This is a genomic window from Rhizobium sp. N324, assembly GCF_001664485.1.
Classification (GTDB): Bacteria; Pseudomonadota; Alphaproteobacteria; order Rhizobiales; family Rhizobiaceae; genus Rhizobium.
Genome location: NZ_CP013630.1, coordinates 1,679,989 through 1,700,828 on the forward strand (window position 1 = coordinate 1,679,989; position 20,840 = coordinate 1,700,828).

18 protein-coding genes are annotated in these 20,840 nt (G+C 61.8%); 6 read left to right on the top strand and 12 right to left on the bottom strand.

The genetic code is table 11. The features are described from left to right. Window positions 1–33: 33 nt before the first annotated feature. From AMK05_RS08055 to AMK05_RS08065, 3 genes are all read left to right on the top strand, one after another. The gene (locus AMK05_RS08055) at window positions 34–1,368 is read left to right on the top strand and encodes an extracellular solute-binding protein (protein ID WP_064838031.1); all 1,335 of its coding nucleotides are present in this window, start codon (window positions 34–36) and stop codon (window positions 1,366–1,368) included. A 125-nt stretch (window positions 1,369–1,493) separates the two neighbouring features. Beyond that, entirely contained in the window at window positions 1,494–2,387 is an 894-nt protein-coding gene (locus tag AMK05_RS08060) for a carbohydrate ABC transporter permease (RefSeq protein WP_064838032.1), read from the top strand. After that, on the top strand, window positions 2,387–3,217 hold the full coding sequence (locus AMK05_RS08065; RefSeq protein ID WP_064838033.1) for a carbohydrate ABC transporter permease: 831 nt from the start codon (window positions 2,387–2,389) through the stop codon (window positions 3,215–3,217). Before AMK05_RS08060 ends, AMK05_RS08065 begins: the two co-directional genes overlap by 1 nt. A gap of 15 nt (window positions 3,218–3,232) precedes the next feature. Here AMK05_RS08065 and AMK05_RS08070 read toward each other — a convergent pair whose 3' ends face one another. Genes AMK05_RS08070 through AMK05_RS08085 form a run of 4 tightly spaced genes read right to left on the bottom strand, consistent with a single transcriptional unit; the run spans window position 3,233 to window position 7,843 of the window. Further along, the gene (locus AMK05_RS08070) at window positions 3,233–4,477 is read right to left on the bottom strand and encodes an O-antigen ligase family protein (RefSeq protein WP_064838034.1); all 1,245 of its coding nucleotides are present in this window, start codon (window positions 4,475–4,477) and stop codon (window positions 3,233–3,235) included. Continuing rightward, window positions 4,474–6,039, bottom strand: coding sequence for an undecaprenyl-phosphate glucose phosphotransferase (locus tag AMK05_RS08075; protein WP_064838035.1), 1,566 nt, complete (start codon window positions 6,037–6,039; stop codon window positions 4,474–4,476). The genes AMK05_RS08070 and AMK05_RS08075 overlap by 4 nt, the downstream gene beginning before the upstream one ends. A gap of 55 nt (window positions 6,040–6,094) precedes the next feature. Then, window positions 6,095–7,264 carry a glycosyltransferase family 4 protein gene (locus tag AMK05_RS08080; protein ID WP_064838036.1) on the bottom strand — a complete coding sequence of 390 codons (1,170 nt, stop codon included), beginning with the start codon at window positions 7,262–7,264 and terminating at the stop codon, window positions 6,095–6,097. Window positions 7,265–7,267: 3 nt separating this feature from the next. Beyond that, a complete protein-coding gene (locus tag AMK05_RS08085) occupies window positions 7,268–7,843 on the bottom strand; it encodes a polysaccharide biosynthesis/export family protein (RefSeq protein WP_003573986.1) in 576 nt (191 codons plus the stop codon). Between the two features lie 191 nt (window positions 7,844–8,034). Between AMK05_RS08085 and AMK05_RS08090 the strand changes: the two genes are divergently transcribed. Further along, the gene (locus AMK05_RS08090) at window positions 8,035–10,209 is read left to right on the top strand and encodes a GumC family protein (protein ID WP_064838037.1); all 2,175 of its coding nucleotides are present in this window, start codon (window positions 8,035–8,037) and stop codon (window positions 10,207–10,209) included. An 11-nt stretch (window positions 10,210–10,220) separates the two neighbouring features. On the opposite strand, the gene AMK05_RS08095 is transcribed toward AMK05_RS08090, so the two are convergent. Continuing rightward, window positions 10,221–11,462: a GNAT family N-acetyltransferase gene (locus tag AMK05_RS08095; protein ID WP_064838038.1), complete on the bottom strand. Its 1,242-nt coding sequence runs from the start codon at window positions 11,460–11,462 to the stop codon at window positions 10,221–10,223. Window positions 11,463–11,580: 118 nt separating this feature from the next. Then, the gene (locus tag AMK05_RS08100) at window positions 11,581–11,790 is read right to left on the bottom strand and encodes a DUF2842 domain-containing protein (RefSeq protein ID WP_064838039.1); all 210 of its coding nucleotides are present in this window, start codon (window positions 11,788–11,790) and stop codon (window positions 11,581–11,583) included. Window positions 11,791–11,905: 115 nt separating this feature from the next. Here AMK05_RS08100 and AMK05_RS08105 point away from each other — a divergent pair, with 115 nt between their 5' ends. Beyond that, window positions 11,906–13,009, top strand: coding sequence for a COX15/CtaA family protein (locus tag AMK05_RS08105; RefSeq protein WP_064838040.1), 1,104 nt, complete (start codon window positions 11,906–11,908; stop codon window positions 13,007–13,009). Between the two features lie 26 nt (window positions 13,010–13,035). On the opposite strand, the gene AMK05_RS08110 is transcribed toward AMK05_RS08105, so the two are convergent. From AMK05_RS08110 to cml, 4 genes are all read right to left on the bottom strand, one after another. After that, on the bottom strand, window positions 13,036–13,827 hold the full coding sequence (locus AMK05_RS08110; RefSeq protein WP_064838041.1) for a sulfite exporter TauE/SafE family protein: 792 nt from the start codon (window positions 13,825–13,827) through the stop codon (window positions 13,036–13,038). A gap of 4 nt (window positions 13,828–13,831) precedes the next feature. After that, the gene (gene argC, locus AMK05_RS08115; RefSeq protein ID WP_064838042.1) at window positions 13,832–14,764 is read right to left on the bottom strand and encodes an N-acetyl-gamma-glutamyl-phosphate reductase; all 933 of its coding nucleotides are present in this window, start codon (window positions 14,762–14,764) and stop codon (window positions 13,832–13,834) included. 58 nt (window positions 14,765–14,822) lie between these two features. Continuing rightward, window positions 14,823–15,785, bottom strand: coding sequence for an agmatinase (gene speB / locus AMK05_RS08120; protein WP_064838043.1), 963 nt, complete (start codon window positions 15,783–15,785; stop codon window positions 14,823–14,825). Window positions 15,786–16,000: 215 nt separating this feature from the next. Beyond that, window positions 16,001–17,185, bottom strand: coding sequence for a CmlA/FloR family chloramphenicol efflux MFS transporter (gene cml, locus AMK05_RS08125; RefSeq protein ID WP_064838044.1), 1,185 nt, complete (start codon window positions 17,183–17,185; stop codon window positions 16,001–16,003). A gap of 382 nt (window positions 17,186–17,567) precedes the next feature. On the opposite strand from cml, the gene AMK05_RS08130 reads away from it, so the two are divergent. Beyond that, window positions 17,568–19,538 carry an acyltransferase family protein gene (locus AMK05_RS08130; RefSeq protein WP_064838045.1) on the top strand — a complete coding sequence of 657 codons (1,971 nt, stop codon included), beginning with the start codon at window positions 17,568–17,570 and terminating at the stop codon, window positions 19,536–19,538. A gap of 225 nt (window positions 19,539–19,763) precedes the next feature. On the opposite strand, the gene rpsI is transcribed toward AMK05_RS08130, so the two are convergent. Next, window positions 19,764–20,231 (bottom strand): 30S ribosomal protein S9, encoded by a 468-nt coding sequence (gene rpsI / locus AMK05_RS08135; protein WP_009995734.1) that lies wholly within the window; start codon window positions 20,229–20,231, stop codon window positions 19,764–19,766. Between the two features lie 2 nt (window positions 20,232–20,233). After that, window positions 20,234–20,698, bottom strand: coding sequence for a 50S ribosomal protein L13 (gene rplM, locus AMK05_RS08140; RefSeq protein WP_010069368.1), 465 nt, complete (start codon window positions 20,696–20,698; stop codon window positions 20,234–20,236). Window positions 20,699–20,840 lie beyond the last annotated feature (142 nt).

Sequence of the window (20,840 nt, forward strand, 5' to 3'; positions counted from 1 at the left end):
GGAGTGGAGAATAAACCAAATGAGGTGGAGCAGATGAACAGAACCGTGAAATCGATCAGCATACTGCCGGCATACCGATTGAAAGCAGCTGTCGCGCTTGCCGGCGCGGCGCTTGTCAGTTTCGGCCTTTCCGCCGCCCGCGCCGACGATCTGGCCGTATGGGACGACCAAACCTTTGAGGGCCAGAGCGCGGTCATCGAGCAACTGAACAAGGAGTTCGAAGCCGCACATCCCGGTGTCACGATCAAACGCACCGCCCGAACCTTCGATGACATGAAGCTGACGCTGAAGCTTGCGGTTTCGGCAGGCGATGGCCCCGTCATCACCAAGGTCAACCAGGGCGCCGGCGACATGGGCGCGATGGTCAAGGAAGGATTGCTCCTGCCGGTTGACGAGTACATCAAGAAATACGGCTGGGATAAGCGGCAGTCGGATTCCGTGCTGGCCAGAGACCGCTGGGAGGGGACGAAATTCGGGGTCGGCAAGACCTACGGCATATCGGGTCTCGGTGAGATCGTCGGCCTTTACTACAATAAGAAGATCCTCGACGAGGCGGGCGTGGCGCTGCCGAAGACCTTCGAGGAGCTTTTGGCGGATCTCGACAAGCTCAAGGAAAAAGGCGTCGCGCCCTTCATGATGGGCTCGGCCAAGCAGCATCTCGCCCTGCACATGATCGGCGCCATCGATCAGGCCCATATCGACGCGGCCAATCGCGCCGAGCTTGACGACCTGATTTACGGCAAAGGCGGCTCCTGGAACACCAAGGGGAATATCGAATCGGCCAAGCTCGTGCAGAAATGGGCGCAGGGCGGCTATTTTTATCCCGGCTTCGAGGGCATCTCGGGTGACGACGCCGTCCAGCTGTTCATATCCGGGCAGGGCGCATTCCTGATCTCCGGGACCTGGTATTTCGGCGACATGCAAAACAATCCGGATATCGGCTTCATGGCCATTCCTGCTCCGAAGGGCGTTTCCAAGCCGATGAGCGTCGGCGGCGTCGATCTTGCCTGGGCGATAACCAGCCTTGCCAAAGACAAGGCGAAGCAGGACCTGGCCGGCGAGTACATCGACTATATGGTGTCTGAAAAGGCCGCTGAAAGCTGGGCCGCGGCAGGCTATCTTCCGGCAACATCGCTCCCGGCGGATGCAAAGCCGAAGCTCACGCCGCTCCTGACCGCTGGTATCGAGATGTGGAAGACGCTCAACGCCAACGATGCGCTCGGCCACTACCCCGATTGGTCGAGCCCGACGATGCTGAAGACAATCGACGACAACACGCCGCTTCTCTTGTCCGGCAAGATCACCCCCGAAGCCTTTGTCGATGCCATGGACAAGGACTATCAGGCCTATTTGAAGGATAAGAAATAAGGGAGTGCGGACGCCGGTCGCGCCCTCCGGGCGGCTCGACCGGCGTCCTGTTCCTCACGCTGAAATGAGCGTTGCGAGCCTACGGCTTACTGCGCGATGACCCGAGATTTGGCAGGGAGTACTGGATGAAACGCTCCGCACTGGATGGAACGCAACAGACCAATTTCATCTATTTATTGCCTGGATTGCTGCTCTATGGGGCGTTTGTCTTTGGGCCGATCGTCGCGGCTTTGGGTTTGAGCCTGACCAGTTGGGACGGCCTGACCATGCCCAGATGGGTTGGGCTCGGCAATTACGCCGATCTCTTTTCCGACAGCCGTTTTTACATTGCCTTGCGCAACAACGCCGAGCTCATGATCTTCTACTGCGTTCTGCCGCTCGTGCTCGGTATAACGCTTGCCGCCTGCGTGTGGAATTTGAAGCAGCGCGAGCAACTCGCCCTCAGAACCTTCCTGTTCCTGCCTTACATCATGCCGACTGCCGTGTTGGGCATCATCTGGGCATGGCTCTACAATCCTGCATTCGGCCCGTTCAATCAGTTTCTGCGAGCGGTGGGATTGGGCAGGTTCGCATTGCCCTGGCTCGGAGATTTCAATTTTGTGCTTCCTGCGGTCGGGATCGTTGCCACCTGGTATTTCTTCGGTTTTTGCATGGTGATCTTCCTCACCGGAATCCAGCGCATCGACCCGTCTCTTTTCGACGCCGCCAAGGTCGACGGCGCGTCGCCGCGAAAGACCTTTTTCTGGATAACGCTGCCGCTTCTCATGCCGGAGATCAGGGTGGTTTTGCTTCTGACGGTCATTGCCTCGATCAAAAGCTTCGACCTGATTTTCACGATGACCCGCGGTGGACCCGCCAACGCAACGCTGGTGCCGAATATCTACATGTATCAGCTCGGCTTCGAGCTCAATCGCTTCGGCGCCGCAGCCGCCATCGCCATTGTCGGCGCCTTGCTGACATTCGCAATCAATTTCGCAATTCACCGGCTGGTGGGCTCCAGAAGCAAAGGATTGGCTTGATGAGCCGTTCGTCCAATATTCCCGCCGCGCTGTTCCTTCGCATTGTCCTCTGGCTCCTGGCCTTCGTAACGATCACCCCGTTCCTGCTGCTGTTGCTGACCTCGATAAAGAGCAAGGCCGACGTGCTGAAAGGCGCATTCGCCCTTCCGGCCTATCCGCATTTCGAAAATTACGTCGATGCCTGGAATGCCGGGCACTTCAACATTTACTTCTGGAATTCGATCGTCGTCGTCATACCCGTCGTTGCCGCAAGCGTCTTTCTGGGCCTGCTGACCGGTTTTGCCTTCGCCTACCTGTCGTTTCCGCTGCGGCGCACGCTGTTCGCGATCCTGACGCTCGGCATGATGGTGCCGGCGGAGGCCTTCATCATCCCGCTTTATTATGAAATGCGCTACCTTGGGCTGATCAATACCTATGCGGCTCTCATCATCCCGCAGATCGCGATGTCGATACCCTTCTCCACGATCTTTCTCGCTAGCGCGATGCAGCAATTACCGGAGGAGGTTCTCGAAGCGGCGGTCCTCGACGGCGCCGGACGCTTCTATATCCTGCGCAAGATCGTTATTCCGCTGATGATACCGGCAATGTCGACGCTGGCGCTGTTCTTGTTCATCTGGACCTGGAACGAGTTTCTCATTCCGTTCATTCTGGTCAATGACGACGCCTATCGGACGCTGCCGCTCGGCATGCTGTTTTTCCAGGGGCGTTATACCGTCAACACGCCGGTTCTGACCGCCGGCGCGGTGATCGTCATTTTCCCGCTCATTCTGACCTATCTGGTATTCCAGCGGCGGTTCATCGCCGGCTTGACGGCCGGCGCGACGAAATAGCACGACGACAGAGCCTTACGGCGTGCGCCCGAGCCGTCTTTGACGCTTGTGGCGCACCTCGAGCGCGGCGCACCCCCAGACAGTGCCGAGCAGCAGATAGACATGGCGCCAGTGATCGATATCGATGACGTTGCCGATGGTGGCGTGGCCGAGAACCGAGATCCAGGCGATCATCAGGAAGGGCTGCCACGGCCGGTCGAGCAGCAGGTATCGGAAGCCGAGCGCCAGCGTCCAGACAAGCATGCCGACATAGGTGACGAAGCCGAGCCAGCCATAGGTGGTCAGTGATTTCAGCCAGATATTGTGCTCGTCCTCGGGAAACATCGTGCCGAACACCAATGGCCCGATGCCGAGCGGCCGCTCCATCATCATGGTGAAGCCGATCCGGTGACGCTCGAAGCGGCCGAGATGCTCGCCGTCATATTGCTGCACCAGCTGGGCGCGCGCCGAAAACAGTTCGGCGACTTTCGGGATCTGCAGCGCCACCAGCAGTGAGCCGACCAGCATGATGATCGCCGCCAGCGACAGGACCAGCACCCTGAGGCGAAAGGCGCCGCTACGCTCCTTGAGCAGCATGATGAAGATCAGGAGCGCCACGCCGAGCGCGAAGAGCCCCCAGGCGGCGCGGGAAAAAGACAGGAAGATGCCGAGCGCAAGCACCAGCAGGGCGACAGCCTTCAGCGGCGATCTTTTCAGGTCGCCGACCAGGATGCCGTGGACGAGATAGAGCGACGGCGGCACCAGGAACGGGCCGAAGACGTTCGGGTCCTGAAAGGCGCCCTTGGCGCGGTCATAGAGCGTGAAGATCTCCGCGCCGGGAAAGGCGTGGAAATAACCGAGTATGCCGAGCGCGGAGGTGGCGACGGCGGCGAAGGTCCAGGCGTTGAAGATCAGCGGCAGCCGCTTGTGGCTGTCCTCGATAATCGCCGCGTAGAAGACCGCCGTCAGCGCCAGGAAGGTCGAGACCGCGATATACATCGGCCCGGTCGCCAGATCCTTCATCTGCGTCAGCGATAGCATGCCGCCGATGTTGAAGGTGAGCAGCAGCGCAAGCAGCGGTGCCACGCCGCGCGAAATCCTGAGACCCAGGATGAACCAGAGGCCGATCAGCCCGGCCATCCAGAGTTCGTAGGGCGCCGGCTCGTCGATCACGAAACCGGAGAGGAAAACGCCGAAGGCGACGAAGGCCGAGCCGATCAGGCGCAGCGTCATCCGCTGCGGCTGGGCGACACGGGGATATGTCGCCTCGATCGCGCTCAATAGGCGTTTTCCGTGTTGAGCAGCCGGATCGGTGTCAGGAACAGGATCTTGAGATCGAACCAGAGCGACCAGTTCTCGATGTAATAGAGGTCGTAGGCGGTGCGGAACTTGATCTTCTCGTCATTGTCCACTTCGCCGCGCCAGCCGTTTATCTGCGCCCAACCGGTGACGCCGGGCTTGACGCGGTGGCGGGCGAAATAACCCTCGACGACATCGCCGAAGGCGCGGTCGCGGGCCTGGGCGAGAACGGCATGCGGGCGCGGGCCGACCAGCGAGAGCTCGCCCCGCAGCACGTTGAAAAGCTGGGGCAGTTCGTCGATCGAGGTTTTGCGGATGAAGCGGCCGACGCGGGTGACGCGCGGATCGCCCTTGGTCACCGCGGCCTTGCCCGTGGGGTCGGCCATGTTGGTGTACATCGAGCGGAACTTGAAGACGTTGATGATTTCGTTGTTGAAGCCGTGGCGCTTCTGCATGAAGAAAACAGGGCCTTCGGAGGTCGCCTTGATGGCGATGGCGGTCGCGACCATCAGCGGCCAGAGCAGCGCCAGGGCGACGAGCGTGAAGAATATGTCGAAGCCGCGCTTGGCGACGGAATCCCAGTCGCGGATCGGCTTCTTGAAAATGTCGAGCATCGGCACCGAGCCGACATGCGAATAGGCGCGCGGCCGGAAGCGGAGCCGGTTGGCATGGGCGGCAAGGCGGATATCGACCGGCAGCACCCAGAGCTTCTTCAAAAGGTCGTAGATGCGCGCTTCGGCCGACAGCGGCAGAGCGATGATCAGCATGTCGATGCGCGTCAGCCGCACGAATTCGACCAGTTCGGCCACGGTGCCGAGTTTGGGATAACCGGCAACCATGATCGGCGAGCGCTTTTCGCCGCGGTCGTCGAAGATGCCGCAGATGCGGATGTCGTTGTCATCCTGCTGTTCGAGGATGCGGATCAGCTCCTTGGCCGGCTCGCCGCCGCCGACGATGACGGCGCGGCGCTCCATGATGCCGTTGCGCGCCCAGTTGCGGATGCCGTAGGCGACGAGGAAACGCTCGGCCGTAAGGAAGAGCGCGCCAGCCGCGAACCAGGGCATATAAGCGTCGACGACCATCGCCCATGTGCTGCCGCGAACGAGAGCGAACAGGCCGACGGTCAGAAAAAGTGCGATCGTCCACGACGCCAGAATGCGCGGGATCAATCGCAGCTTGGCCCGAAGTGCCGGAATGGTGTAGCTGTCGGCAAGCTGCAGGCCGATGACTGTCAAGGCCGAGGCAATCGCCGCCATGACCGTCCGCACCAGGGCTGAATCATTGCCGTCGCCGGGCCAGAAATAATGGGCGATCAGGGCGATCGCGAAGAGCGCCAGGAATTCCAGCAGCCGCAATTGCCCGATGATGATCACGGGCGAATTGGTTCCGTCGCGGAACTGTTCGGCGATCTGCCGGGCATAGGGATTGATTTCGGTCGGGTCGGACGGTTTTTCCTGACCCGCGTCGCCGCGCGCCTCGATGTCGGAGACCTGCCTGCGCAGAGCTTCCACGTCGAATTGATCGCCTTTTTCCAGCTTGTTCATGGGGCTTTTCGCTCGTTGTCAGCAAGCGAAATACCAGAAAGCCCCTAAGAAATATTTACGGGGCGGCGGGCATTGCTCGGCCGGCGGCGGGCTCGACGAGTTCATGGTATAATTTCAGGACATCGCGCGCCATGACGGCCGAGGAAAACACCGCCTTCACCGCTTCGGGCTTCGGCATCGTCCTGGCGTGCCAGCCGGGCGTGCTCAGCGTTTCCGCCATGACGCGGGCGAGATCGTCGGAATTCCCAGCCTCCACGAGGGCTGCGCTATCGGCGCCGAGCACCTCGGGAATGCCGCCGACACGGCTGGCGATGATCGTCTTGCCGGCGCCGAGCCCCTCGAGCACGATATAGGGCATGGCTTCGGCGCGCGAGGGAACGACGAGGTTCTGCGCCATGGAGAAGGCTTCATGGACCCGCATCGCGGGCAGCATGCCGATGCGCTTGCCGAGGCCGCGTTCGACCATCATCTCGCGGTAGCGGTCGCGATCCGGTCCGTCGCCGATCATCAGCGCCGACAGCGGCCGCCCGAGCAGCCGTTCTGTCTTGGCGAAGGCATCGACAAACAGATCGGGACCCTTGAGGTCCCGGAGCATACCGACATAGATGAAGTGAACGGCATCCGAGCGGGTGGGGATCGGTTCGAAATCGCGCTCGGAGATGCCGTTGTAGATCAGTCTGGTCTTCGTCCGCGGCTTACCCACCTTGCGCGCGTAAGTGTCGCGCTCGTATTCGCAGATGAAGACCAGCGCATCGGTGAAATATTCCTGCAGGCGCTCCATCCTGAGGACGAATTGTCCGCTGAGCGAGGAACGCGAATAATGCAGGCTTCCGCCATGCGCGGTATAGAGGCGGGCTACGCGATACCTGTTCACCCGCAACGCTGAGCCGGCAAGTCGCGCGAGCACGCCGCCTTTGGCGCCGTGTCCGTGCAGCACATCCGGCCGCAAACTTTTGATTTTCTTGTATGTATCCCACATCGTCGCAATGTCGGACGGGCTGATCGAACGCCGGATCGGCACCCGTGTCAGGCCGAGCGAAAGATAGGGTCTTATATCGTCGAACAGGCTGTCCTCGTACTCGCCGCCGGTCGAGCTGTCGCAGAGGATGCCGACTTGGTGGCCGGCCTTGCTGTGCTCCTCGACGAGATCGCGGACATGGCGGAAAATCCCGCCGACCGGCGATCTGAAGCAATGGAGGATGCGGAGGGGCTTGTGTGTTGCCATCGCTCAGAAGAGCCGTTCGCGTACGTAGATCGTGTCGCCGGCGATGATCGGCCCCGATATGTTGATGCGGCCGGTCAGCACCTGTCCGTTGATCTTGCGGGTGACGTCGACCATGCTCTGGTTGGCACGGCTGGTAAAGCCGCCGGCGACCGCAATGGCATTTTGCACCGTCATGCCGGGGACATAGGCATATTGGCCGGGTTGACCGACTTCGCCCATGAGGAAGATCGAACGGTAGCGATCGACATCGATGGTGACATCCGGATCGCGAAGATAGCCCTGCTGCAGTTTCTGGGCGATCTGCCCCGACAATTGCTGCAGGGTTCGGCCGCGGGCAGGGACCTGGCCGATAAGAGGGAAGGCGATATAGCCGGCCTGATCGACTGTATAGGTGTTGGTCAGGCTCTGCTGGTCGAAGACGGTAACGCGCAACCGGTCGCCGCTATCCAGCGTATAGGGCTGGATGGTCGCCTCGTTGAACGCCTTCGGAGCCGGCTTGTACGTCGTGCAGCCGCCCAATGCCGCCGTCATGGCTGCAAGGCTCAGGGCCAAAAGGATCTTGGGCTGGACGACAGACATCCGTTGGTGCTCACAGAAAATGAACTCGGTAGAGCCGTTATCGATCCGTTAGGGTTAATGCCCGGTAAAGGCCGCTTGCGATTTCCTGGCGTCCGTTCTTCAGTCGTCGCTTATTCTCGGCAAGATTGCCATTAACCGTTGAGTTACCATGGTCGTTTACGCTTGCGGCACCTTTGTTGTGGAGTAAGAGCATGTCCGGCGTAGCGCGTGATCAGGATGTGGACATCGACCTCGGCCAGCTGGTTCGCGCCGTCTGGGCGCGGCGGCTCAGGATTCTGGCGATCACCTTTGCGGGAGCGGGCGTCGCCTTTACCGGCGCCAAGATCATGTCGCCGCAATATCGCAGCGAAACGCGCATTCTGATCGAACCCCGCGCGCCGGCCTTCGCCAGCACCCAGCAGGTCAACGACGCTGGCGCCGGCCCGCTGATGGACGAGCTGAATATCGCCAGCCAGGTGCAGCTGCTGCAATCGGCCGATCTCCTCAAGAAGGTGATCAACGACCTGAAGCTCTACAACCTGCCGGAATTCGACGATGCCGCCAACGGCTCGGCGATGAGCAGCATCCTGGTCAAGCTGCACCTGAAGAAGAACCCGATGGAGAACCCGCCGGAAGAGCGGGTGATCGACGCCTTCGTCGAGCGCCTGCAGGTCTATCAGGTGCCGGGTTCGCGCGTCATCGGCGTCAGCTTCACCTCGAAGGACCCGAAGCTCGCCGCCGCCATTCCGAACGCCATGGCCAATGTCTATCTTTCGACCCAGAGCGGCGCCAAGCTCGATTCCAATTCGGAAGCGACACGCTGGCTGGAGCCGGAGATCGAGGGCCTGCGCCGCAAGGTCAGCGAAGCCGAGAAGAAGGTCGCCGAATACCGCACCTCGCACGGGCTCTTACAGACCAACGGCACGACCACCTTTCCGGCCCAGCAGCTGAACGACATCTCCGCCGAGCTGACCCGCGTGCGCGGCGACAAGGCCAATGCCGAGGCGAGGGCGCAGGCAGTGCGCAATGCGCTGTCTTCGGGTGAGGCTTCCGACACGCTGCCCGACATCATGTCGTCCCAGGCGATCCAGCGGCTGAAAGCGACGGAATCCGGCCTGCAGTCGCAAATATCGGATCTGCAGACCAGCCTTCTCAACAATCATCCGCGGCTGAAAAGCCTGCGCGCCCAGCTCGCCGATATCCGCACTCAGATCCGCCAGGAAACCAAAAAAATCCTGACGAGCATCGAGAACGAATCCAAGGTTGCGGATCTGCGGGCGAGCGAGCTTGAGCACCAGTCGGACACGGTGCAGGCCACCAGCGCTCGTGCCGGGGAGGACGAGGTCGGTCTCAACGCGCTGGAGCGCGAGGCCACCGCCCAGCGTCAGCTGCTCGAAACCTATCTGGTGCGCTACCGCGAGGCCGCCTCCCGCGCCGACAGCAATTCGAGCCCGGCCGATGCCCGTATCGTTTCCAAGGCCATCGAGCCGGTCGATCCCTACTTCCCGAAGGTAGTGCCGATCGTCGTCGTCGCTGCCGTCGCCACTTTGATCCTGAGTGCCATTGTCACCATGCTGGCCGAACTCTTCAGCGGCCGGGCGCTCCGTCCCGTCGATGCGCCCCTTGAGACGATCGAGGCGGAAACATTCGTTGAGGGGAGGGTTGTCCCGCAGGCCGCTCCGGTTGCCGCGGCCGTCAGAAAGCCCATCCGGCCGAGTATGCTCGCCATTGTCGGCGATGAAGACGAAAAGGACGCGACCGAAGACACCGAGGCCGCCGAGGAGCCGCCGGAGGACGACAATGAATTCTCCGTCGCTTCCGTTGCTGATTATCTCACGGGCAGCGGTGCGCCGCTGGCAATCGCAATATCTCCGACCGGTGACAATGGCTCGGCGGCGACGGTCCTGCTGACCCGCATGCTGGCCGACGCCGGCCGCCGCGTCATTCTGATCGATATGACCGGTTCCGGTTACCCCACGGAACTGATGGCCGAGGACGAGGCTGCTCCCGGCGTCACCGATCTGCTGTGCGGCGAGGCCGCCTTCGGCGACACGATCCATGGCGACCGCCTTTCCGACGCCCACCTGATCCCTCAGGGCCGGAGCGACGTGCGCCGCGCCATGCGCGGTGTCGACCGGCTGTCGCTGCTGCTCGATGCACTTGCCGCCGCCTACGACCTCGTGGTGGTCGAATGCGGTTCGGCCGATGTCGCCGGCGTCTCGCGGCTGACGCGCAGCCGCGATGTCGAGATCATCCTCTCCCTGCCGGAGATCGAGGAGACGATCTTCGTGACCCTGATGACGGAATTCCAGGCCGCGGGCTACGAGCGCGTCGTGCTGATGTCGGGCGGAGAAGCGGGCGAGCAGACGCTCGGCCGGGCTGCCTAAAAATTGAAGGTTTAGCCGAGCCGTGCTCGGATGCTCTGCGTGAATTTATAAAGCTTCGGACGGGCCTTGATATATGCCTTGCCGCGGGTGACGATCCGGTGCGCGGTGCCGGCGACAATGCCAAACGGCGAGACCGGCAGCACCACGTCGTAATGCGCGGTTTCCACAGGCGCCCAGGAACGTTTGTACGTCTGATCGCCGAGACCGAAATCGAACAGCTCAACGCCTTTGCCATGCAATCCCGAGATGGTTTGCCAGTAGAGGAATTCGCCGGGGCTGGTATCCGGCACCAGCTCTTCATCGATCGCGCCGAACTGACAGATGATGTGGTCGCCCTTGCGCGAAATCCCTGAAATCGCGGCGATCCGGCCCTCATTCTCGCCCTTGAGCCGCAGCGCATGCATCTGCAGCCCGAAATATCGCCTGCCGCCATCCCGCTTGTCGATGAGAGCGTGCAGGAAGGCTTGCGTTTCCTGATCCGCGAAGACGTCGGGCAGGCCGAGGCTGGCGAAACGGGCGCTCTTCAGCCGGAAGAAGATATCGAGCAGACGGTGCTGCTCTTCCGATGCCTCGGGGATAAGATATTCGAAGCCGCCGGCCGCCTCAAGACGTTTCGATTGAACGCGGAATTTCTTGCGCCGGTTTTTGGCGTTGAGTTGCTTCAGCGTCTCCTCGAAGGCGGGAAAGAACGGCAACTGATAGGCATGATTCTGGTTCTGCACCATCGGCAGCCCGGTGAGCGGGGTCTGTCGCCCGCGCCATTCCAGCGGAATATTCTGCAAGAGCAGCAGATCGGCCCGGCCTTTGAGCGCCTGCTGAAGCTGGCCGGCGAACTTGCCGGCATCGATGCTGCCGCCGGATTCGGCAAAGCTCTCGGAAAACAGGCCGGTATTGATATTGCTGTGATCGGCGGCGATGAACTTCGCCACGGCAAGCCCCCGCGACTTGACGATTTCGACCGGCAGAATGAAGGCGGTCTGGCCGGCATAGCTGCCTTTGAGGATCGCCAGCGGCCGCTGAAAGGCGCTGACCCATGCGGCGCACCAGTCATAGCTCTGATGCAGCGATTGGAGATTGTCGCGCTCCAGCGCCCGCCAGTCGTCCTCCAACGGCTGCATCGCGTCGAAAACGCCGATATCGACTTCGGCCATGGCGAGTTTCATGCTCAGCTGACGCAGGCGCGAAATGGCCGTCTGGGCCAGCGCCACGTCTTCCGACGGCTGTTCATGAACATCGAGCTTTTGCGTCTGCACGGTTTTCTCCGGTCAAGAATGCTGAACGGGAAGGTAGGAATGCAGGACGTATATTTGGTTTACTCGCACGCGATGGGCGAGGTTTTCCGCCGATCACGGTTATTCGGCCGTTAATGGCCTATTGCTGCCGCGGCCCGGCCATCCATTTGATGATCACCATCGCCGGCAGGACCCAGAGCAGGCCGGTGAGCAGGAAATAGAGCAGGTGCCCCCACCAGGGCGCATTGCCAAGCGTCGCCACCGCGATCGTATTCGCCACCAGCGCATAGACCAGAACGAGCACGATGATGAGGGTCGTACCGATGAATTTGCGGAGGCGGACGGGCATCGATGATCTCTCGGCAGGGACGGGGCGGACCGGCGCGACGGCATGCCGCAAAGGTTCGGGGCTTGTTTTGCATGAGCCGGTGGGGCAAATCAACTGCCGGATAGAAGGAGACATCATGGCCGTCGCAAACCCGACCACGGAACAGGCGATCCTGAGCGAAGTGCAAAAGCAGAACCGCAACCGCCGCGCCTTGCGCTTCTGGCTTGGCTTCGTGTTGTTGGCGCTCTTCTGTCTCGTGCTCGTCGGCGGCGCCACCCGGCTGACCAATTCCGGCCTGTCGATCACCGAGTGGAAACCGATCCACGGTGTCATCCCGCCGCTGTCGGCTGTCGAATGGGAGGAGGAATTCCGCCTCTACCAGCGCATTCCCGAATTTCAGCAATTAAACAGCGCCATGACCGTCGACGAGTTCAAGGGCATCTTCTGGTGGGAATGGGCGCACCGGCTGATTGCCCGCGGCATCGGCGTGATCTTCGCGCTGCCGCTCCTCTATTTCTGGCTGACGGGGCGAATCGAAAAGCGCCTGCGCTGGCCGCTCGTCGGCATATTGGCGCTCGGCGGCCTGCAGGGCTTCATCGGCTGGTGGATGGTGTCCTCCGGCCTTTCCATCCGCACCGATGTCAGCCAATACCGGCTGGCGACGCATCTCGTCATGGCGTGCCTGATCTTTGCCGGCTGCATGTGGATCATGCGCGGGCTCTCACCGCATTCCAGCGATCCGCCGCCGGCCCGCAGTTCGCGCGGTTTCGCCGCCGCGATCGCCATTTTCGCGCTGTTCCAGATCTATCTCGGCGCGCTGGTCGCGGGGCTGGACGCCGGCTTTTCCTACAACACCTGGCCGCTGATGGATGGCGCCGTCATCCCGTCGGATCTCCTGATCCAGCAGCCCTTCTGGATCAATGCCTTCGAGAACCCGAAGACGGTGCAGTTCATCCACCGCGTCGGCGCCTATACGCTTTTCGCGCTAACCTTGATCAACATGGTGATCGCCCTTCGCGCCGCATCCTGGACCACCCATGCCCGCCGCGCCGTCGTGCTTTTCTCGCTGGTGACGCTGCAGGCGGCCATCGGCATCGCCACGCTGCTGATGCAGGTGCCGCTTCACTGGGGCCTGCTGCATCAGGCCGGCGCCCTGGTGGTTTTCGGTTTCGCCGTCGCCAACTGGCGCGGCTTTTACGGCGAATATCCGCAGGCGACGATGATCAGAGAGCGCGATTGACGCGAGCCTTCGCTCCACGGAGGGGGCTACCGCAGCACACCGTCGAGCAGCGGCATGCCGATGATCGCGGCGGCGGCGATCAGGATGTAGCAGGCGATGCGGAAGGTCCGCTCCTCGGCGAGCCCGAATAGTTTCGAGCCGCCGTAGAGCCCGACCGCATAACTCGGCAGAATGACCGCAGTCAGCGCGAAGATGGCAGGCACGAACAATCCCCCGAAGTAATAACTGATGGCGCTGAAGACGCTCGAAATCGAGAAATAGAGCACGACATTCGCCCTGACGCGGGTGAAGTCGCTCTTGCCGCCGAGCCAATAGGCGACAACCGGTGGCCCGCCGAGCTGCGCGGCGCCGCTGAAAAGCCCGGCGATCAGCCCGACGCCACTTGTGAGCGGTGCGGACGCCTCCCCGTGATAGCGCCATCCAGATACCAGCAGCGCAAGCAGGCAGATGGCGATGATCGTGATACTCCAGCGTAGGATCAGCGGGTCGAGCAACGTCAGTATCGCCGTGCCGGCTGGGATGCCGAGCGCAGCACCGGCCGCCATGACGAAGACTTCGCGCCGGTTGGCGCCGCGCCAGGCCGGCGGAATCATCCCGAGTGAGGCAATGCCGTCGATGACGAGGAGGATGGGTGAGATCAGCTTCGGCCCGACGATCGCACCGCCGAGCGGAACGAAGATCAACGCGGCGCCGAAGCCTGAAAAGCCGCGGGCGAGCCCGGCGACGAAGGCAAACGCCATCAGCGCATAGATGCCATGGTCGGGCAGGGCGGCGGCAAACCAGGCCTGCACGCCGGCGATGAGTGCCTCGAGCGTCATAATGTCAGGAAGCGAGCATCAGGTCCATGTTCTGCACGGCGGCACCCGAGGCGCCCTTGCCGAGATTGTCGAGCAGCGCCACCAGATTGACCTGGGAACCGCCCGGCGTGCCGAAGACGAAGAGCTTCATCGTGTCCTGGCCTTCGAGCTCGACGGCGTTGACGCGGGGGAGCGCCTTGCTTTCGGCGAGCGGCACGACCGTGACGACCTCCTGACCGGCATAATGAGCGGCGAGGGCGGCATGGAGGCTTTCCATCGTCGTGCCCTCGGCGAGATCGCCGAGATGCAGCGGCACCTGCACAATCATGCCCTGCGCGAATTTGCCGACTGACGGCGAGAAGATCGGCGCGCGGTCGAGCAACCCGTGCACGGTCATCTCGGGCACATGTTTGTGGGTGAGCGGCAGGCCGTAGAGGAAATGCGGCGCGGTGATCGCATCCGGGTGATCCGCATTTTCCATCTGGGCGATCATCTGCTTGCCGCCGCCGGTATAGCCGGAGACGGCGTTGACCGTCACCGGATAGCCGTCCGGCAGGAGGCCGGCGGCACGCAGCGGCCGGATCAGGCCGATTGCGCCTGTCGGATAGCAGCCGGGATTGGCGACGAAACGGGCGGCTCTGATCCTGCCTGCCTGTGCGCCGTCCATTTCGGCAAAGCCATAGGCCCAGCCGGGATTGACCCGGAAGGCGGTCGAGGTGTCGATGACGCGCACATTGTTGTTGGCCGAGACCATCTGAACCGCTTCCTTCGACGCATCGTCGGGCAGGCAGAGAATGGCGATATCGGCGCTGTTCAGCATGTCCTCGCGCATGGCGGCGTTGCGCCGCTCGGCTTCGGGAATGGACAGAAGCTCGACATCGCGGCGACCGGCCATACGCGTGCGGATCTGCAGACCCGTCGTGCCGTGTTCGCCGTCGATGAAGATTTTCGGTGCCATGTTAACCTGCGCTTTCAATGGGTTCAGAAGGTTTCCGGATTCATTTTGGGATAATAGGTCAGCCTTGTGACACGGCGATGGCGCGTCGTTCGGCATGAAGCCCCAGCATATACATCGCCACCGTTGCTCCCGCAATGGCGGTGATGTCGGCATGGTCGTAAGGCGGCGATACCTCGACGATATCGGCACCGCGAATATCGAGCTGGTGAAGACGCTGCAGCACCGAGAGGATCTTGGCGCTCGACGGCCCGCCGGCAACCGGCGTGCCGGTGCCCGGCGCAAAGGCCGGATCGAGGCAATCGATATCGAAGGTGAGATAGGCAGGCGCGCCGCGCGTATGCGAGATGATCGCCGAAGCAATGTCGCCGGCGCTCATCTCCTCGACCTGATGACCGTAGAGAATATTGATGCCGCAATCCTCCGGCGCATGGGTGCGAATGCCGATCTGGATCGAACGATCGGGATCGATGATGCCGGCGCGGGCGGCGCGTGCCACGAAGGAGCCGTGGTCGATCCGCCGGTCCTCGTCGAACCAGGTGTCCTGGTGCGCGTCGAACTGAACCAGTGCCAGCGGCCCGTGTTTTGCCGCATGGGCTTTGAGCAGCGGCCAGGTGACGTAGTGATCGCCGCCGAGCGTCAGCAGGAAGGCGCCGCTGTCGAGGATCATGTTCGCCTGCCGTTCGATGGCAGCAGGCGTGTCCTGATGATTGCCGTAGTCGAGCAGGCAATCGCCGTAATCGATCACCGCCATCTCGGCGAAAAGATCGCGGTTGAAAGGATATTGCGCATCATTGTCGAAGATCGCCGAGGCGCGCCGGATGGCCTGCGGCCCGAAGCGCGTGCCCGGCCTGTTCGAGGTAGCGGCATCGAAGGGAATACCCCAGACAGCGACGTCGACGCCGGCGAGCTCCTTGGTGAAGCGCCGGCGCATGAAGGACAGCGCTCCGGCAAAGGTCGGATCGCTGGCGGCTGACGTGAGGCTGGTCGCCGTGAAGGCGTGGTCAATCGATCTGTTCGCCAAGTCATGCTCCTTTTTTCGGTCGCAGAACCATCGTCGCGTTCAATGCGGACGCTGCATTGCGGGTGCTCGACGTCAAAGCGTCGGTGCCTGGTCCGCGCGAAGGAATTGGCCGATCCGTCGCGCAGACAGGGGTAGGCGAGGTGCGCACGGATTTCAAGCAATCGTTCGGACGACGGCCGCTCGTCGTTATCGGGCGGCCGTCCTTCTCGTCGCTGTCAGGCCGGTTCTCGCAGGCACCGCAATCCAGAAAGGGTCGTCAGCGCGGTCACGCAGACATAACCCACGAGCGGCCAGGCGCTGTCGCCGCCGAGCAGAAGCACGAACAAGGTTCCGGCAAAGCTGACGATGATGCTCTGGATGCACGAATAGAACGCGACGGCCGTTCCTGCCATGTCCCCAAAGGCGTCGAGCGCACCATTGGCGGTGACCGCTGTGGCTAGGACGATGCCGATTGCGATGATCCACATCGGCCCGACGAAGCTGAGAAGCGAAGGCTGCAGAAACAACTCGCCGAAGGCCAGCAGCGCGGCTCCGAAAAGCAGCATGGCCATGCCTCTGGCAAGGCTGCCGGCAATGCCCCAGCGCATGACGAAGCGCTTGGTGAACCGCGCCGTCACGACCATTGCCAGCGCCACCGTGGCAAAGGCGACGCTGAAGCCGATGCCGGAGAAGCCGGCTTTATCGATCAGGATCCGGGGTGCAGTCGAGAAAAAGACGAAGAAGGCGCCCATCGCCGCGCTGAAGCCGGCTGTATAGACCCAGAACGGAGAGCTTTTGAGGATTAAGCGCAGAGCGATCTTCGCGGGGGCCGCTGGACGGGTCTCATGCCACCGCATGCCGGCGTTAAGAAGGGTGGCAACCGACAGCAGGCCGATGACGAGAAAAATGGCGCGCCAGCCGAGGTGATCGGCGATCAGGGCTCCGGCGATCGGGCCCAATGCGGGCACGAAGGACAGGATGGAGCCGAGAAGGCTATAGATCGCGCTGCTTTCGGGGCGCCCGGCGTAAACGTCACGCACGGTTGCGAAGGTCGCGACCATGGCCGCCGACGCGCCGATGGCCTGCAGCAACCTCAAGGCCACGAAGAGCGGTGCGGAGGAGGCGCCGGCAAGCAAGAGCGAGGCAGCGGCGAAGAGTGCCGCCCCGCCGAGCAGAACGGGCCGCCGCCCGACGATATCGGAGACGGGACCGAAGACGATCTGTCCGGCACCGAGCACAAGCATGTAGAGGCTGAGGGTCAGTTGGATGACCGCACGCGAGGTGCCGAGCGCCTCCGGCATCGTCGGCACGACCGGCAGATAGATGTCCATGGCAAGCGAGGCCAGGATGTCGAAAGGCGCCATCAGCAGCAAGGCTGCCGGCAGGGAATAGGTCCAGCGCTGGATTTTGGGATAAGACATGGGAAAGAACCCGCTCAAATGATTTTCATTCGGCGGCGATCTGTCTCTTCATCAGTATCAGGATTGGCCGGACAGACGCCGCAACAACAGGGCAGAGTTGTTGCGGCCTATTTGTCTGCGGACTTGGTTGTTCCCATCATGCGCCCCTGACTGCGGCTCCGCTCATTCCCGAAGCCCCTTTGCTCCTATCTAGCAGCGTAGCCAAGGCTCGACAACTGAGCATGCCTCCTCCGGCGCCGGTGATCCGGATAAAAGCGGTGGTTTAGTCAAATTTTTTCTAAAAGTAATACTTGCAGAAAATACCACGACTGCCTATGCAAGGCCGGGTTGCAGATTCGCTCCTTTTCGCCGGCATTAGCATCATATTTTTGGGAATATTTGAGTGATTTACCGAAGAGAGATTGACGGCCTGCGGGCGGCCGCGGTGATGCCTGTCATTCTGTTTCATGCGGGCTTCAGTTTCTTCAGCGGCGGCTTCATCGGTGTCGATGTTTTCTTCGTGATCAGCGGCTTTTTGATCACCTCGATCATCCTTGAGGAGATGCGCAACGGCACCTTCTCGCTGGCGGCATTCTATGAGCGCCGCGCTCGCCGGCTCCTGCCGGCCCTGTTTCTCGTCATCCTGTGCTCTCTGCCCTTCGCCTGGCTCTGGGTCATGCCGGAGGAGTTTCGCGCCTTCTCCGACAGCCTGATTGCCACCAGTCTTTCCGGGGCCAACTTCCTGTTCTGGTTCAAGAGCGGTTATTTCGCACCGGAAGCCGGAGAGGTGCCGCTGCTCCACATCTGGAGCCTCGCCGTCGAAGAGCAGTATTACATGTTCTTTCCGCTCCTCGTCATGGTGATGGGGAAGCGCAAGCCGAGTTGGATGTTTGCGGTCCTGGTTGCGATCGCGTGTGCCAGCCTTGCCTACAGCGAGTGGGCCTCGCGGGTCTTTCCCTCGGCCAATTTCTATTTCCTGCCCTCGCGGGCCTGGGAGTTTCTGGCCGGATCGATCTGCAGCTTGGTGCAGTCGAAGGGGCAGAAGCGCGGCAACGATCCGTTGTCGCTGCTGGGGTTCGGCATGATCGCCTTCTCCGTCTTCTATTTCGACGAAACCTCGCCGATTCCCTCCACGCTCGCCCTGGTTCCCGTGATCGGCGCGATGCTCGTGCTGCTCTATGCACGACAGGGAACCTGGGTGGCGGCACTGCTTTCGACCCGCATCTTCACCATGATCGGGCAGATCAGCTACAGCGCCTATCTCTGGCACCAGCCGCTTTTTGCCTTTGCGCGGATTCGCAGTATCGATCCGCCGTCGCTCGCTGTGATGGGCGCTCTTGCCTGCCTTTCTCTTATGCTCGCCTATATCTCCTGGCGTTTCGTCGAGCAGCCGTTCCGCCGCGGCGAGCGCCGGTTGCTGCCGTCCACCCGCAGCCTGGTCGCATCCGTGTCCCTGGTGCTTGCAGCCTTCATCGCCTTCGGCATCTACGGCCACGACACGCGTGGGATTCCCTGGCGGCTGCCGGCGCCGATCAAGGAATTCATGGCGGACAATGATTGGAGCAAGACCTGCCTTATCGAGGGCGCGTCGGGCTGGGATGCGATGCCGATCGAGGACTGCGTATTTAACGGCAACCACGCCCAGACTTACGCCATCCTCGGAGATTCCCTAGCCTCGTCGCTGACACCGGCGCTGGCCAAGCGCCTGGACGGCATGAATATCGGCCTGCAGCAGATCACCCACAGCTTCTGTGCGCCGGTCGCCGACGTCTCGATGGTCCCTCACCAGGCGCGCGACTGCGGCGCCTTCAACGCTGCGGCGATCGACTATCTCGTCAAGAGCAAGGTGAAAACGGTCTTCCTCGCCGCCTCATGGAAGATCTTTTTCGAGCAATCCCGGTACATCTTCAACGGCGAAGAGGTCGCGACATCAGACGTGGGACAGAGGTTGAGGGATGCTTTCGACAAAACCGTCGGCGCGCTGACATCGGCCGGCATCCGCGTCGTCATCGTCTATCCTCATCCGCGCGGCGACACGGAGATCGCCGCCAAGGTCGCGAAACTGATGCACAAGGGCACGCCGGCGCCGACGATCACGATCGCCCAGGATGAATTTCTCCAGCAATCGTCGCCTTCCTACGCCTATCTCGACGGTCCCAAAGACAGGCATGTCCTACGCGTCGATCCGGCCAGGATTTTCTGTGGGAGAGAGGCGGGGCGGTGCGATCTGGCGCGGGACGGCAAGACGTTCATTTCCGACAAAGTGCATTTCACCCCGGCGGGTGCGGAAGCCGTCGCCGACGAAATCGTGGTCGCTCTCAGGCAAGACGACGTGGTGGATGGAAACGGCGTGGCCTCCCTTTCTTCCGACTGATGCACGCCGGGTGGGGCGAACCAAGGCGCGTCGCTATCTTTCAGACGCGCTGCTTCTGCTTTTGTTTGACCCACACCGTTACCGCGGAACCGCAGCGCGGTTTTGCGCGGGATGTTTTGGCGTCCTGAAGCGCGCGCGTGGCAGTGGTTCTGCCCTTTTAAGCCGATTGCACAATAAAAAAGGCCGGGTTGCCCCGGCCTTCGTAATTCCGTCTGTTCGAAGCGATTAACGCTTGGAGAACTGGAAGGAGCGGCGAGCCTTGGCCTTGCCGTACTTCTTACGTTCGACGACGCGGCTGTCGCGGGTCAGGAAGCCGCCCTTCTTCAGCACCGAGCGCAGGCCCGGTTCGAAGTAGGTGAGCGCCTTGGACAGACCGTGGCGAACAGCACCGGCCTGGCCGGAGAGGCCGCCGCCGGCAACGGTTGCGACGATGTCGAACTGGCCGTCACGGGCAGCCGCAACGATCGGCTGACGCAGGATCATCTGCAGCACCGGACGGGCGAAATATTCCGCGAATTCCTTGCCGTTGACGATGATCTTGCCGGAGCCCGGCTTGACCCAGACGCGGGCGACAGCGTTCTTGCGCTTGCCGGTCGCGTAGGAGCGGCCGAGCGAGTCGACCTTGCGGACGTGGGCCGGAGCAGCAGCTTCGGAAGCCGTGCCGAGATCCTTCAGGGAGGAGAGGTCAGCCATGATCAGGCGCTCCTTACATTCTTTTTGTTGAGCGCGGCAACGTCGAGGGCGACCGGCTGCTGGGCTTCATGGGGATGGTTGGAGCCGGCGTAGACGCGCAGGTTCTTCATCTGGCGACGGCCGAGTGGGCCGCGCGGAACCATGCGTTCGACGGCCTTTTCGAGGACGCGCTCCGGGAAGCGGCCTTCGATGATCTGGCGCGCGGTGCGTTCCTTGATGCCGCCGGCAAAGCCGGTGTGCCAGTAGTAGACCTTGTCGGAATACTTCTTGCCGGTGAAAACGACCTTGTCGGCATTGATGACGATGACGTTGTCGCCGTCGTCAACGTGGGGCGTGAAGGTTGCCTTGTGCTTGCCGCGCAGGCGCATAGCGATGATGGAAGCGAGACGGCCAACGACCAGCCCTTCGGCGTCGATGATCACCCACTTCTTCTCCACCTCTGCAGGCTTCTGGGAGAAGGTTGCCATAGTGAATACTCTCTTTTGAGACCCTTGGCCCGAGGGCTTGAAGGGCGTTTCTTGTTGCTTGAATTGACAGGCTTGCAGCATGCCAAAAAGAAAGCAGCCCGGACAGGCTGCGTTCTGGCGCGGTGTATAAAGGGAATGTGAC

Bases quoted from the DNA above. Each gene is read 5' to 3' on its own strand.
- AMK05_RS08055 (WP_064838031.1), top strand. From the start codon at position 34: ATGAACAGAACCGTGAAATCGATCAGCATACTGCCGGCATACCGATTG.
- AMK05_RS08060 (WP_064838032.1), top strand. From the start codon at position 1,494: ATGAAACGCTCCGCACTGGATGGAACGCAACAGACCAATTTCATCTAT.
- AMK05_RS08065 (WP_064838033.1), top strand. From the start codon at position 2,387: ATGAGCCGTTCGTCCAATATTCCCGCCGCGCTGTTCCTTCGCATTGTC.
- AMK05_RS08075 (WP_064838035.1), bottom strand. From the start codon at position 6,039: ATGAACAAGCTGGAAAAAGGCGATCAATTCGACGTGGAAGCTCTGCGC.
- AMK05_RS08080 (WP_064838036.1), bottom strand. From the start codon at position 7,264: ATGGCAACACACAAGCCCCTCCGCATCCTCCATTGCTTCAGATCGCCG.
- AMK05_RS08085 (WP_003573986.1), bottom strand. From the start codon at position 7,843: ATGTCTGTCGTCCAGCCCAAGATCCTTTTGGCCCTGAGCCTTGCAGCC.
- AMK05_RS08090 (WP_064838037.1), top strand. From the start codon at position 8,035: ATGTCCGGCGTAGCGCGTGATCAGGATGTGGACATCGACCTCGGCCAG.
- AMK05_RS08100 (WP_064838039.1), bottom strand. From the start codon at position 11,790: ATGCCCGTCCGCCTCCGCAAATTCATCGGTACGACCCTCATCATCGTG.
- AMK05_RS08105 (WP_064838040.1), top strand. From the start codon at position 11,906: ATGGCCGTCGCAAACCCGACCACGGAACAGGCGATCCTGAGCGAAGTG.
- AMK05_RS08110 (WP_064838041.1), bottom strand. From the start codon at position 13,827: ATGACGCTCGAGGCACTCATCGCCGGCGTGCAGGCCTGGTTTGCCGCC.
- argC (WP_064838042.1), bottom strand. From the start codon at position 14,764: ATGGCACCGAAAATCTTCATCGACGGCGAACACGGCACGACGGGTCTG.
- cml (WP_064838044.1), bottom strand. From the start codon at position 17,185: ATGTCTTATCCCAAAATCCAGCGCTGGACCTATTCCCTGCCGGCAGCC.
- rpsI (WP_009995734.1), bottom strand. From the start codon at position 20,231: ATGGCTGACCTCTCCTCCCTGAAGGATCTCGGCACGGCTTCCGAAGCT.
- rplM (WP_010069368.1), bottom strand. From the start codon at position 20,698: ATGGCAACCTTCTCCCAGAAGCCTGCAGAGGTGGAGAAGAAGTGGGTG.